The 12,723-nt window shown below is 46.4% G+C and carries 11 protein-coding genes; all 11 read right to left on the reverse strand.

Annotated features, from left to right (window positions below; all coding sequences use genetic code 11):
- Positions 1 to 7: 7 nt before the first annotated feature.
- Positions 8 to 2,725 (reverse strand): type VI secretion system ATPase TssH, encoded by a 2,718-nt coding sequence (gene tssH / locus AC2CZC_RS22270; protein ID WP_484585475.1) that lies wholly within the window; start codon positions 2,723 to 2,725, stop codon positions 8 to 10.
- A gap of 69 nt (positions 2,726 to 2,794) precedes the next feature.
- Positions 2,795 to 3,763 (reverse strand): type VI secretion system baseplate subunit TssG, encoded by a 969-nt coding sequence (gene tssG, locus AC2CZC_RS22275; protein ID WP_484585476.1) that lies wholly within the window; start codon positions 3,761 to 3,763, stop codon positions 2,795 to 2,797.
- Between the two features lie 2 nt (positions 3,764 to 3,765).
- Positions 3,766 to 5,490: a type VI secretion system baseplate subunit TssF gene (tssF, locus tag AC2CZC_RS22280; RefSeq protein ID WP_484585477.1), complete on the reverse strand. Its 1,725-nt coding sequence runs from the start codon at positions 5,488 to 5,490 to the stop codon at positions 3,766 to 3,768.
- Between the two features lie 2 nt (positions 5,491 to 5,492).
- The gene (tssE, locus tag AC2CZC_RS22285; protein ID WP_039610626.1) at positions 5,493 to 5,897 is read right to left on the reverse strand and encodes a type VI secretion system baseplate subunit TssE; all 405 of its coding nucleotides are present in this window, start codon (positions 5,895 to 5,897) and stop codon (positions 5,493 to 5,495) included.
- Between the two features lie 63 nt (positions 5,898 to 5,960).
- Positions 5,961 to 6,446, reverse strand: coding sequence for an Hcp family type VI secretion system effector (locus AC2CZC_RS22290; RefSeq protein ID WP_039610625.1), 486 nt, complete (start codon positions 6,444 to 6,446; stop codon positions 5,961 to 5,963).
- Positions 6,447 to 6,680: 234 nt separating this feature from the next.
- Positions 6,681 to 7,073, reverse strand: a complete 393-nt coding sequence (locus tag AC2CZC_RS22295) for a hypothetical protein (RefSeq protein ID WP_484585478.1) — start codon at positions 7,071 to 7,073, stop codon at positions 6,681 to 6,683.
- A 166-nt stretch (positions 7,074 to 7,239) separates the two neighbouring features.
- Positions 7,240 to 7,728 (reverse strand): hypothetical protein, encoded by a 489-nt coding sequence (locus tag AC2CZC_RS22300; protein WP_484585479.1) that lies wholly within the window; start codon positions 7,726 to 7,728, stop codon positions 7,240 to 7,242.
- 309 nt (positions 7,729 to 8,037) lie between these two features.
- Positions 8,038 to 9,564: a type VI secretion system contractile sheath large subunit gene (gene tssC / locus AC2CZC_RS22305; protein ID WP_039610624.1), complete on the reverse strand. Its 1,527-nt coding sequence runs from the start codon at positions 9,562 to 9,564 to the stop codon at positions 8,038 to 8,040.
- Between the two features lie 9 nt (positions 9,565 to 9,573).
- Complete coding sequence (gene tssB / locus AC2CZC_RS22310) at positions 9,574 to 10,101, reverse strand: type VI secretion system contractile sheath small subunit (RefSeq protein WP_039610623.1); 528 nt, start codon at positions 10,099 to 10,101, stop codon at positions 9,574 to 9,576.
- Positions 10,102 to 10,159: 58 nt separating this feature from the next.
- Complete coding sequence (locus AC2CZC_RS22315; protein WP_484585480.1) at positions 10,160 to 11,722, reverse strand: TssA family type VI secretion system protein; 1,563 nt, start codon at positions 11,720 to 11,722, stop codon at positions 10,160 to 10,162.
- Entirely contained in the window at positions 11,722 to 12,714 is a 993-nt protein-coding gene (gene tagF, locus AC2CZC_RS22320) for a type VI secretion system-associated protein TagF (protein ID WP_063364378.1), read from the reverse strand. The genes AC2CZC_RS22315 and tagF overlap by 1 nt, the downstream gene beginning before the upstream one ends.
- Positions 12,715 to 12,723 lie beyond the last annotated feature (9 nt).

A 12,723-nucleotide genomic window follows, 5' to 3' on the forward strand; every position in this document is an offset into this window, starting at 1 on the left:
CCCTCAGTTAGGCCAGATCGGCAAATACAGCTTCAATTTGCCCGTCATCATTTAAGGTTAAAGTCAGCAGATCTGGCATATCTTCTTCGCTCAAAAAACCTAAAATTGAACGGGCAACCCCCGGCAATATTTGCTGTTCTATGGTGGCATTGACCAAGCGAGCGCCGCTGTCAGACAGCGCACATTGCTTTGATAAATGGCTCAACACACTCTGATCAACCCGCAATGTAATTTGATGGTTCTCACTTAAGCGCGCAGCCACTTTTTCCAGCTTTAAGGCGACAATATTCTCTAGTGCATCGCTGTCTAGCGGCTTAAATGGGATCACCTGCATACGCGCCAATAATGCAGGCGCAAAATGATTCAGTAGCTCAGGCTTAATCAAATTATTTAGCTCAGATAGGCTTGGCATGGTCCAAGGCGTTTGCACCTCTTCGTCGCAGTCCTCGTCAGCGGTTGGCGTCTCATCTGCTTGCTGGTTTAACAAACCTTGCGCCTCATTGATGGCTTTGGCTAATACGTCTTCGTCGTCTTGATTTGGCGCACGGCACGCCTTAGAGATTTGCTCAGCGGCGATATTAGAGGTCATGATGATCACGGTATTTTTAAAATCGATTTCGCGACCTTCGCCGTCGCGCATCATGCCCAGCTCAAACACCTGATAAAACATGTTTAATACATCCGGGTGGGCTTTTTCAACTTCATCAAGCAGCACCACAGAATAAGGACGCTGGCGCACCGCTTCGGTCAACACACCGCCCTCACCATAGCCCACATAACCCGGTGGTGAGCCCTTAAGCTGCGACACCGTATGTGACTCTTGGTATTCGCTCATATTGATGGTGGTTAAAAACTTATCACCGCCAAATAGCACATTGGCTAAATGTCGAGCGGTTTCTGTTTTACCCACCCCAGATGGGCCACTGAATAAAAACACCCCAAGCGGGCCTGAAGATGCCGACACCCCAGCTTTGGCCACACGCAGTGACTGCGCCAGCGCACTTAGTCCTTGCTCTTGGCCTACCACCTGCGCACCTAAGCTTTGCTCGAGCGCAAGGAGGTTTTGCAGCTCATCTTTGACCATATTGCCCACTGGGATCCCTGTCCAGTTAGCAATCACTTGTGCCACGGTATCTTGATCAACTTCGCAAAAGACCGCATTGCCCTCTTCGTTTAACGATTTCAATTGGCGGCGATATTCTGGTAATTGGCTTTGCTGTGCACTGGCAATCGAGGCATGGGTGTCTAGTTGCTCAGCGCGGCGCGCTTGCATTGCAGCAAGCTCTGATTGCGCTTGGTCAAGTTCAGCGGCTAACTCTGCACTGACCACATCGCTCTCAATGCCCAGCTCTGCCTCTTGCTCTAATCGCGCCAAACGCTCGGTTAAATAGGTGACACGCTCTTGGGCATTTTCGATGATCACAGGAGAGGTGGCGGCGCCCATTCTCACTGCTGCTGCCGCAGTGTCGAGTACATCAATGGCTTTGTCTGGCAACTGTCTGCCCGTGATATATCGCGCCGATAAACTCACCGCCGCTTCAATGGCGCTGTCGGTAATATGAATTTGATGGTGTTGCTCGTACTTTTCTTTAATGCCACTCAACATCAGTTTGGCATTGTGCTCGCTGGGCTCGTCTACTTTAATCAGCTGAAAGCGTCTTTCAAGGGCGGCATCGCGCTCAAAATATTGTTTGTACTCGCTCCAAGTAGTGGCCGCCAGTGTACGCAGCTCGCCTCGTGCCAGTGCGGGTTTCAGTAGGTTCGCCGCATCGCCCATGCCGGCATCGCCACCAGCACCGATCAAGGTATGCGCTTCATCAATAAAGAGAATAATGGGCGTACTGGATGACTTCACATCGTCAATCACTTGCTTTAAACGGCGTTCAAACTCGCCTTTTACCCCGGCGCCCGCTTGCAGCAAGCCCATATCTAACACCATGATCCGCACACCCACCAATTCATCTGGCACCGTTTTGGCAACGATGCGCTGTGCAAGGCCTTCCACCACCGCCGTTTTGCCAACCCCTGGGTCGCCGACAAAAATCGGGTTATTCTTGCGCCTTCTACACAACACATCGATTGCCAAACGGATCTCTTCGCTGCGTCCAAGTACCGGATCAATGCCGCCACTGGCCGCTTTTGCGGTTAGGTCTTCACAAAATGAGTCCAATGCCGTTTGCTCTGCATCTTGGCCATTTTGCTGCAAAGTGCTCGCTCTGCCCGTATCCACAGGTTGAAACGCCATGCGCTCAGTCGAGCCTTTGCAAATTTTATCGAGATTGTCTTTTAAAAAGTGAATATCGAGCTTATCAAGCTCTCGCGCCAATCCAAATGCAGGGCTAAACGGGACGAGATCTTTAAACGCATCAAGCAAGGCAGCCCCAGTGATCCACTCACTGCGGTGCTTCACATTAGCAGTGAGCCAAGCACGCTCTAATAATTCATATAAACGGCGAGAAAACACAGGTTTACCCTGATTGGCTGCGTCTTGTTGATTAATAAAGCCGAGCGCTTCGTGCCACAGAGTATCTTGGTCAATTTCAAAAAAAGGCAGAATTTTAGCCACATCACCTTCGTGGTGATCTTCCATCAGCTTAAGCAGTAAATGTTCTGGCAAGACTTCATAGTGCTGGCGGCTAGCGGCAAAGCCTGCCGCTGCTTCAAGCGCGCTTGCGGTATGTGCGTTTAATTTATCAATAAGTTGCTTAATGCCTGTCGCGTCCATTTTATTTCCTTGCGATTTAAAATTATTCTGACTCTTTCCTACTTCAGAGCGCGCTCTGAAGACGCCTATTTATGACTGATAATCACTGTCTAAAAAGTTTCTTTGCGCAATGTGCGCTTCTACAATGCCCATACAACTGCTGGTGCCAAGCTCACATTCCCCCAAGGGCACTGGATGCTGCTCTTTCACCTCAATTAAAATTTTGACCTGCCATGCCATTTTGCTGCCGGTATGCCAAGTCAGTAACTTATGCATTTTTTTCCCTTCGTCGCCATTTGGAAACAACGCGCGAGCCTGTGCTTCACTCAACGGGCCAATGTCAATTTGCACACGATTACCTGTGATCAATACCTGCCCGCCCAGCAAGCTGTCTTGGCCTAATGTGACGCTATTCTCAGCGCTGATTGGTGGTTTTTCTGTGACTTCTTGCCACTCCACCATGTTGTCAGCAATTTGCAAATTCGGTTGCTTTAGCCCTTGGCGCAGCACTTGTTGCAAGCCAGCAGCACTGGTTTGGTTGGCGCTGGCTAAGTTAAGCTTGCTGCTTTCGCCTTGGCTATTTTCATAAATCGCCGCCACCATTTGGTCAAACTGACGCGCGCCGACGCCCGCTAAATTGATCTGTGATTTTTTCCATGCTTGGTACAATTGGCAGTACAAAATATGATTAAAAATATCTAAAAATGCCCGTGTACGTGCGCCCATTTCTTCATCGTTAGCAGCCTGCTCAAGCAGGTAATGGGGCATGGGCGCATCCACGCCATACAAGCCTAAAAATGTGGTTTCTAGCTTCAGCTTACCGCGCTGGCTGAGCAGCAATTCACATGCGCGAATATCCGATGCTGGAAAGCCTAACTCTTTGAAGGTACTCACCAGTACACGTTGGCTTGCGCCTTGCTCTAACTCTCCCTCCATCGCCCAATGCTTTTCGATTAACGACATGGCTTTAAACAAACTAAATTGCCATGGCGCGTCCAGCAATGCAGCGATCGGGGCGGGCAGTTTGGCCCAAATTGGGTGTTTTTTTTGCTCTGTCATGGCTATATCTGATAACTCTCGCCGGAACTTATCTGCCAACACCAAGTGTGGTAGCTAGGTACGCATGTCACCTTGGTTTGCAAACACTCGTTAATGGGTGCATAAAGCTTAAAAAACTGATGCAATACATCACAAAAATGATAAGCATCTGACAAGCATACAAACTGCTTTTCATTGATGGTCAAATGAATTTCCAGCCCTTTCACAAACACCCCTTTTTGCAGCATTGAAATTGGCTTTGAGTGTGCATCAACAATACTGGCAATCCGACTTTGGTTTTCTGAGCGCCCTGACCAATCAAACAGCGCTAAGAGTTTTTTTAATTGGATCGGATCGGCAAGTTGAGAAAAGCGCATATTCAATAGGCCAATCAACAGCCAGTGTTTTTGCTGCTTGGGGCAGTGCAACATCTTGCTTGGGCGGATCACATTTTTCATCGTCAGCGCAAAAGGGGCATTGGCTTTAGGAACATGAATGTCGCCCTCTTTTAACAGTTGCCTTGGCCACACGGCATTGTGTGCAAGGGTGCTCGCTGACAGCGTTTGCACAGCATCAATATCATCCATGGAGATCTGCACATACACCTTGGGGGCAGCGCCGCCTGTGTCTTTGGATACCAAGCTGTAAAGGTGCTTTTCGTCTTCAAATACACTGGTATAACGAGACTGAAAATCAACGCTCTCTCCTGAGCTGCGGTTTTTCCCCTTGAGCTCAGTGACCTCAAAGCAAAATGCCTCTGCGGACTTTTCTTGTATTGGCGTAATCGGGTATTCGGTTTGATTATCTAAGCAGCGCATTGGCTCTGCATCACACGCAAACAAATTGACTGCGGGCACACAGTTGAGCATGATATTTTCATGGCTGACTTTATGCCCTGGTGGCAGTTTAACTTGGCTGGTGATCTCAATATCGAGGGTGTTGAGATTGGCGTCAAACTTCAAAAGATGAAAGTTGTTTAGCTCTACAAAATAAAAACGCTCACGACTATTAAAGTAATCAAGCAGTAGCGCGTAGCCCGGATGGCACTGATCACTGTTGGGTAAGATACCAAACTCGCCATGACCAAAGGCACTGCTCACCGATGACTTAGGGAGGAGCTGGGTGAGTTTGTCAAAGTGACTGCCATAACTGACTTCAATGTGTTCACTGGCGTTGGTCATTAAATGATATAAGCTGGCACACAGTGGCGTGTCACCACACAAATAAAAACGCAACGATTTTAACTCATAGTCACTGACCACACCTTGGCCCAAGCGCTTGATCTTTAAACTTAACTTGGCGCCACTGTGAAACTCCTGATAATCCACAGCATACACTTCAAACGGGGCAATTGGTGTATCGGTCGATGTGGTAAAGTGGCAGACCACTGGGGTGGTTTTATCCCCATGGGAGCTAATTTGCGTACCCGATTCGACCGTTGTGGCCCCTTGCATCGTCATCTTAGGGGTAAATTGCATAATGGTCGTGGACGGATAATTACTCAGCATCAGCGGACACACTTGTCGCAACACTTGCTCAGAGACTTCTGGCAATGACTCATCAAGGCGCTTTTGCGTATATGCCGTCATATAGGCAACGCCTTCTAATAAGCGCTCAACATGCGGATCGCGGTCTTTGAGCGCATCAATATTAAGCTGCCCCGCATGCTCTGGATATTGCTGAGCGAACTCCTTACCAGCTTGTGTTAAGAGACGCATTTGCGCATCAAAATACTGTTGCATATCCATGTTTATTCGTCCTTGATCTGAGTATCTACATCGGCTTTGCCGCCTGATGCAAAACGGGTATTCAGTCGAATGATCTCACCGCTTTTTAGCTCTGCGCGAATATCAAAGCGGATCACGCAATTATGTTCTTTAATCTCCACTGGGCGCACAACAATATTGGCAATACGTGGCTCGTATTTTTCTATGGTTTTTTTTACTTCGTTGGCCAACGTATGTTGTGAGTAAGGCAGTCCCTCGTAAATATCTTCTACATCGGGTAAACCATAATCTTCTAAATGCCCCAGCACGCCGCGCCGTGCATTGAGCAACTGCGTTAGATGCTCACACACACTCAATGAGCGCGTCGCTGTTTTATTGGGGTTATATGCTTGTTGTTGAGACTGCGCCAACAGATCAAATAAAGCCATATTGCGTCACCATGGAGTTGTTTAAAAAGAGGCAAAGCACTGCTTTGCCTCTGATGAGTGGTCTTAACGACCCTCAGTCCAAGAATCAGAAAACTCAATGTTTCCGTCTAGGTAAGTCCAGGTGATACGCTTATAACGCATGTTCACTTTCTCAAGATGCGGATAACGTTCTTTGTCCAGATCTTTTACGTTGTGCATGGTTGGCGTAATAGATGTGATCTTTACATCTTCAAGCGTGTGGCGGAAATACTCGCGCTCAGTACCAGTGTCATCAATACGGTACCACTTAAGCTCTAATTGCTTAAGTGTCTGACCATTTGAACACGCTTTGTACAAATACGGTGTAGATGCATCCACAGCTTTTGTGATGATGAAAGGTTCGTGCTTACGAGTCCCTGTTAGCTCTCCTGTGTCATTGTCCGTTGGGATACGGAGTTCATGGTCAAAGTGTAAAATTTCAATTGACCCTTCACGCTCAGCCACAGTTACTGAACCTTTTACTTCATTCCCTTGGTCATCCTTTAACCACAAATACGCTGGAATTGCCATTTCTATATTCTCCTTTTAATATAAGTTGTTTCCTGATAATTAATGGCATCGCTCTAACACCGCCTCGGCTGTGTTAGATCCCAAAAAAAGCGCCACGCTTCATGCCAATTTGGGAACATGTCCTGGGTTGGTTGCCGCCAACCCAGGGCAATCTTTCAATACTTTATAAATCCGTTTATTTCATTAGCGGCCTAACGCACACCAAGCTGTAATGGCTTATGCAATCAACTTTATTCATGTCTTCGCTGTATCACTTACAAAAGCGCCATACTTGAGTACAGGCAAAGAAAATAAAATTAAAATCCAAATTATATTCCCCATAAATAACATTTCAGATGAGGTATAACCGCCCAAGTAAAACTCGTTTAATAAACAAAAAACATTAACAAACCACCACAATAAAACTATCAAAAGCCACACTTTTTGACTTAGAACACGCACTTGTAAAATCAGACATATGTTTGCTGCTAAAACTAAAAAATCTGTAATAAAAAGAACACCTTTTAAAAAAGAAGCGCTCGTTTCATAAATAGCTGAACTTTGATTTTCGTATATTGAAAACAAGGTCACAGCCACTTGCACCACACATATAATTTTCCAAATAAAATGATCTGCTTTTACATTCATCAGTACACCAATTAGCGCAGCTCACCATGCTCATCACCGCTGCTATTTCTTCTTTTTATATGCAGTGTGTCCAAACTAATAAGACTTAACTCAACTCTGAATTTGTATACGCAATCACTTTTATAAATGCCCCTTCTATACAAGCTCAGAGTAATATCCACCTCTTTTACAAATCACCACGTAATTCCATCACTAGCGTGGCCACGTCAAATGGCACTCTTAGTACATCCAGCTGTAAAAAGTGCTGCTGGACCTCTTCTGGCAGCTGTTTAAATTCTAACTCCCCTTGTACCTCCTCTTTTAAGGAGTCAGTGACAAAACTTCCAACGGTAAGTTTTTCATCACTACTGACAAGGGAGTTATAAAACTCAACCGCGCTTAAAAAACGAATATATTCGTCTTTCATGCAATGATTAAGTGCCACGTAATGCAAATAATTTACTGCATTTACAACTAATTCTGTTTCAAGCCCATCTATCTCTAACTGTTTTGGCCTAACTCGTGGAGTATGTTCAAAACACGTTTCCATCGCCTTGGTATAGGAGATAGTTGTTTCCTGTAATTTATTTTTTGCAAAAAGCATCTCGGGTGTTACGGTTTCTGCTGACAAGCTCAGCGAAAAAAACAACACTAATAAGTAATAAAGTTTATTCATTCCGACACCCATTTATTAATACTTTCCAACATTCTCTTAATGTGCGAGTTAGCATTCTTATGATGCACTATATGAGAGTGTCGCTTTCTGTAAGCTTGCTTTACTTTGGTACAAGATCTAAAACTTTAACCTTAGACACGTATTAATATTCTTCGTTGTTCCTCTAACCTGTTTAAGGTTTTCAAAAACTGTTCTAGTAATCCCCAACCTATTTATATTTGAGCAACCATACTCTTATTTTTATGGTGACTTGAAGAGAAGGCAGGTTTCCCCGCCTTAAATACGCTTCACTGAACTCATGTCTGGTTTTCATTTCTCACCAGGCATTTGCCCCACCAGAGCTAGGCGTACATCAATACCTTCAACTTGGAAGTGCGGCACCACATAAGTGCTGACTCGGTAATAACCTGGATTACCAGGGATCTCCGCAACATTGACCTCAGCATCTTTCAATGGGTGTGTCGCTATCAACGACTCATCAGGGTTGTTCATCTTAGTGACTAAGGCGCCCAACCAATCATTGAGCTGCTGCTCAAGCTCATGTCTTGGCTTGCTCGAGCCGATGTTTTCGCGCTGCAATACCTTCATGTAATGAGCAATGCGCGACACCAAGTAGATGTACGGCAAACGTGAGTTAATGCGGGCGTTTGCAGAGGCTTCTGGCGTTTCATAAATCTGTGGCTTTTGCGCACTGTTTGCCGAGAAGAAACACGCAAAGTCTGAGTTTTTATAGTAACTCAGAGGGATGAAGCCCTGATTCGCAAATTCCAGTTCCTTGGTTTCGGAGATCAGGACTTCTGTTGGGATTTTGGTTTCTTGACCGCGACCGGCTTCAAATGAATGCAGTGGTAAATTCTCTACGCGTCCACCTGATTGCGGCCCGCGAATGTTCACTGACCAGCCATTTTCGTGGAAGCTGCGGATCACATTGGCTGCAAAGGCAAATGTCGCATTACCCCACAAATAACGCTCATGATCTTCACTGGTCACTTCTTCTTGGTAATTAAAGTTACGAATTGGGTTTAAATCCCCATACGGTAAGCGCAGTAAAAATCTTGGGAACGCAAGACCGATGTAACGTGAGTCTTCAGACTCTCTGAAGTTTTTCCAGCGCTGGAACTCAGCACGTTCCATGTATGAGCGTAAATCTTGGATCTTAGACACTTCTTCCAGTGAATCTTTCAAGAAAAACTTCGAGCCAACACTGGCTAAAAATGGGCAATGTGCGGCCGCAGACACGCGCGAGATCTCTTGTAAAAGGGAGACATCCGGTGCTGAGCAGTCAAATTCAAAGTTAGACACCATGGTTGAAATTGGCTCGCCCCCCGGCGTGTCATACTCAGCCGTGTAGACCTGTTTGTATAACACTGACTGTGTGGTATCTGGTGACTCTTCAAAGTCATCACGCAAGGTTTCTTTGTCTACATCTAACAGCTCAACTTTAACGTTGGCATTGTTAGGACAGCGATTAATTAAATAGCGTAAAGAGCGCCATGCCGATTCAACTTTTTGAAAGTTCTCATGGTGTAAAATCTCATCTAACTGCTCTGAGATAATGCGGTCAACTTTGGCAATGTAATCATCCAATAGCAGCTTATCGATACGGGAGACTTGCTGGCCATCAGAGCTTGCCATGTCTAAAAAGACGTTGATGGCCGCAGTTAAACGCTCATTGGTATTGGTTTCAGCCAAGTTGTTCGCATCTCTGAATGTATCTATGCTGATCTCACTGCCGACCGGATCAATATCCACTAAGTCACAAATGGCTTCATACGTAGAAACCGCTTCGATTTCTTCTGCGCGTGCAGCCACATTTAGGTTTTCTTGCATATTCATAGGGTGTCCTTACTCCTGCGGTTGCTTAGGCTGCTTGTCTTGTTCAGAGGCAAGCGGTGCCAGCTCATCCAGTTTCGCCTTGAGTTCATCGAGCTCAGGTTTACTTTGTAAGATGCGCTCTAACTCTTTTCTCAGTGATGAGTTATCCAATAGGTTTGATTTCAAATCCCGTAACAAGTTACGCATCGACATCATTTTGTTGAGCTCAGGAACCTGTGCGGCAACCTGCTCTGGGTCAAAAGATTTAAACTCGTCAAACTTTAAGTTCACGCTGATATCGCCATCGCCCGCAATGCGGTTGCGCACCTGAAATTGTGCCTTGGGCGAGATATCTTTGAGTACTTGCTCGAGGTTATTTTTGTCGATTGAAATACGTTCACGTTCAGCTAAGTCAGCGTCGTTTTGACCATTTGAATAGTCACCAACGACCAGCACTTTCATTGGCAGCTCACTTTTTTGTGTGGCGCCATCCGTGTCCAGCTCTAGCGCGATATTGATCCGCGCTCTGGGTATTTCTTTTTGAAATGTATCTGTCATGCTCTTCCCTATTGTTACTCTTTACGCTTTCCATAAAGAAAGGTCATCGTGTATCGATTTACACCCAGTCGATCGCTGAGCTCACTTTGGTTACCAATAGCTGCGATTCAATGGCAGCCACTTGTAAATCAAATTCATCTCCTTGCGTTTGAGACATCTCCTCAAAGCATTGCTTGGCGTAGCGCCAAACGTCCATTGCAAAATCCTCTTGCCACAAATCAAGGCGATGGGTTTGAATATCTGACAGCAATTGCTGAAAAATCGGCACTGCCAAGCTGGCTCGTTCGGCTCTCAGTAGCAGTCGCCCTTGATGAAGGCGCGCACAAGCTTTATCAAAGGCCGTGCTCATCGGCTGGGTGTCTATCAGCTGCAATGCTTTTTTTAGTTCGTTATCATCCACCAGCTTTTGTGCTTCACTCATCGCCGCCTGCCACTGCTGCTGGCCAGCGTCTTGGCTTTGTCCGCCTTGAAACAGCGCGTGATCTTGAATGCGCTCACGATTTGCCGCGCTGCAAAAGTCACTGCCGTCTTCATATTTCAGCTGCAACAATTTAGGAAATTGCTGTGCAATTGCCGCTAATTGCAGCTCCAACCAGCCTTTTAAAGTGGACTTTGATAGCCCTGCCAACGCATCCAAGGTGAACTTTTGTAAGTCCAAATTAAAATGCATGGCCCCTTCCATAAACAGCGCCTCCGCTTTTGCCAGCGCTTCGGTATATTCTTCGTTTGCCAACGCGTTTTTTATTGGTGCAAACGCGGTTTCTCGCGGTGCGGGCAAGCGTGTTTTTAAATTATCGTCATGAGGCGGTAAGGCCAATGCGCCCCAGCGTACTGCGCGTGCTAAGTGCATGGCTCTTGGCCAGTTTTGCTGCGCTCTGTCATGCTTTAACAAGGTGCGAACCTGCGCCATATAATCGCTGTCTGAGTCTATTGCTTGCGTTGTCACCTTAGGCGGTACCACAATAGGCTCTGCGGCCTTGGCAGCTACCGCCGCTGGCTCGGGGTCAGCGACAGGCGCTGGCTGCTCTTGCGTAACTGGTTTTGGTTCAGGTTCTGGCTTTGGCTTTGGCATCGGCTGACTGATCCTGCCTTTTTCACACCACGCCCCTAAATCTGCCAAAGGACCAGCTTGGTCATCTAAAAATGGCACAACCTCTTTGGCATAAGTTTGCAATATTTCATCGAGTGTTTGCCAATGCTCAGGGGTCGTGCCGCCAATATTATCCGCCACACTGAGCAAACGCTGCTGTTGCTGTAAGAACCACGTATGTACTGATGCCCGCGTTCGCGGCTTTTCAGGGTACAGGGCATTATCAAACTGCTTTACCAAGTCATTGAACAGCCTTAAGCTGGGCAATAAGCCATTGATCCCGAACTCTTGTGTGGCTGCTAAACACAAATAAGATGCCACCCGTAAATCTTTGGTTTTTTCAGCCAGTAACTTACTAGAGATGATAAATATCTCTTTAAAATCAACTTCTGACGCGCCTGATGACGAGGCTTTCACACATTTAAAGTCATCGTCATAGCGCACATCTTCACCGCACTTATCTGGCTCAAATTCGCTCAGAAGTGCGCTGCTCCATGCTTGCCATGACGGATAACCATGTGGTTGTGTCATTACACTTTGCTCCAGCTACGCAAGGTATCAAACACACTCATATTGGTGGCTTTTGCCAGCTCTAATGCTTTGCTTGATACCGGCTGATTGTCATTGAGCTTGGTAAAATCCATCACCGTTGAGCCTGTTGCTAAATCAAGCCAAACCGATGCAAAAAAAGAGGCAGGCACAGGTCGGCAATACACCACCAAAGAGGCTGAGCAGCTGAGCTGTCCAAAGTTATAAAAGCACCAAGGCTGCCAATGGTTATCTGCCACCGTATTGGTGATCAAATGCAGCCAAAATGCGGCGACCAGCTTGCTGTCATCACCCAATTGTGGCATCGGTAACTTGATCCCAAATTGGCTGCGTTTGCAGCCCTGCGCCGATAAGCCTTTAAGCGCATGCATCAACTGCTCAATGAGTGCGCCGCGCTGCTCAACAGTCGATAAGCCCAGTGCAAACCAGATGCGCTCAATGGGTTGCTTTCTTAGCGCTTCCATCGAGGTATTAAAGTCCAATTCCTGATCGCACATTTCACCCAAAGGCTGTAACTCATGTGCCGTTTTTTGCATCATCTCTAAAGAGCTCGCACTTTTGATCAGCTCATGATTTAAAATTAAAGAGCGAATAATGTTAAAACGCTCATACAATAAAAACGCCGGATGCGTTTTAAAGTCCGCATTACTACACAAAATAAATGAGCTAAATGGATACTGCCTGCCGCTTTTGTCTTGGCTTGGCTGCAATACTCCCATCATGCTGTTGTCAGCCTCACCACCGGCAATAAAAAACAGCGTTGTCAATTGGTCGTCAAAATGGCTGTCACCTTGCAACGCACTGCGGCACACATGGGCGTAGCCCTCTTGTAGCCAATGATCCATGTTGATGACTTCACGCGAGTCTACGTGATACTTCACAAAATCGGCTTGTATCGGGCTTTTGCCCATAAAGCCAAAAGGCAAGCTCACGGGTACCTTGTTGGGTTTTTTATTGGAAAAAAAGCTGAACATACTCATCCC

Source organism: Pseudoalteromonas sp. MMG033 (assembly GCF_057197785.1).

Excerpts from the sequence above, each read along its gene's own strand:
- tagF (WP_063364378.1), bottom strand. The coding sequence starts at position 12,714 with ATGTTCAGCTTTTTTTCCAATAAAAAACCCAACAAGGTACCCGTGAGC.
- AC2CZC_RS22315 (WP_484585480.1), bottom strand. The coding sequence starts at position 11,722 with ATGACACAACCACATGGTTATCCGTCATGGCAAGCATGGAGCAGCGCA.
- tssH (WP_484585475.1), bottom strand. The coding sequence starts at position 2,725 with ATGGACGCGACAGGCATTAAGCAACTTATTGATAAATTAAACGCACAT.
- AC2CZC_RS22295 (WP_484585478.1), bottom strand. The coding sequence starts at position 7,073 with ATGAATGTAAAAGCAGATCATTTTATTTGGAAAATTATATGTGTGGTG.
- tssC (WP_039610624.1), bottom strand. The coding sequence starts at position 9,564 with ATGAATATGCAAGAAAACCTAAATGTGGCTGCACGCGCAGAAGAAATC.
- AC2CZC_RS22290 (WP_039610625.1), bottom strand. The coding sequence starts at position 6,446 with ATGGCAATTCCAGCGTATTTGTGGTTAAAGGATGACCAAGGGAATGAA.
- tssE (WP_039610626.1), bottom strand. The coding sequence starts at position 5,897 with ATGGCTTTATTTGATCTGTTGGCGCAGTCTCAACAACAAGCATATAAC.
- tssB (WP_039610623.1), bottom strand. The coding sequence starts at position 10,101 with ATGACAGATACATTTCAAAAAGAAATACCCAGAGCGCGGATCAATATC.
- tssF (WP_484585477.1), bottom strand. The coding sequence starts at position 5,490 with ATGGATATGCAACAGTATTTTGATGCGCAAATGCGTCTCTTAACACAA.
- tssG (WP_484585476.1), bottom strand. The coding sequence starts at position 3,763 with ATGACAGAGCAAAAAAAACACCCAATTTGGGCCAAACTGCCCGCCCCG.
- AC2CZC_RS22300 (WP_484585479.1), bottom strand. The coding sequence starts at position 7,728 with ATGAATAAACTTTATTACTTATTAGTGTTGTTTTTTTCGCTGAGCTTG.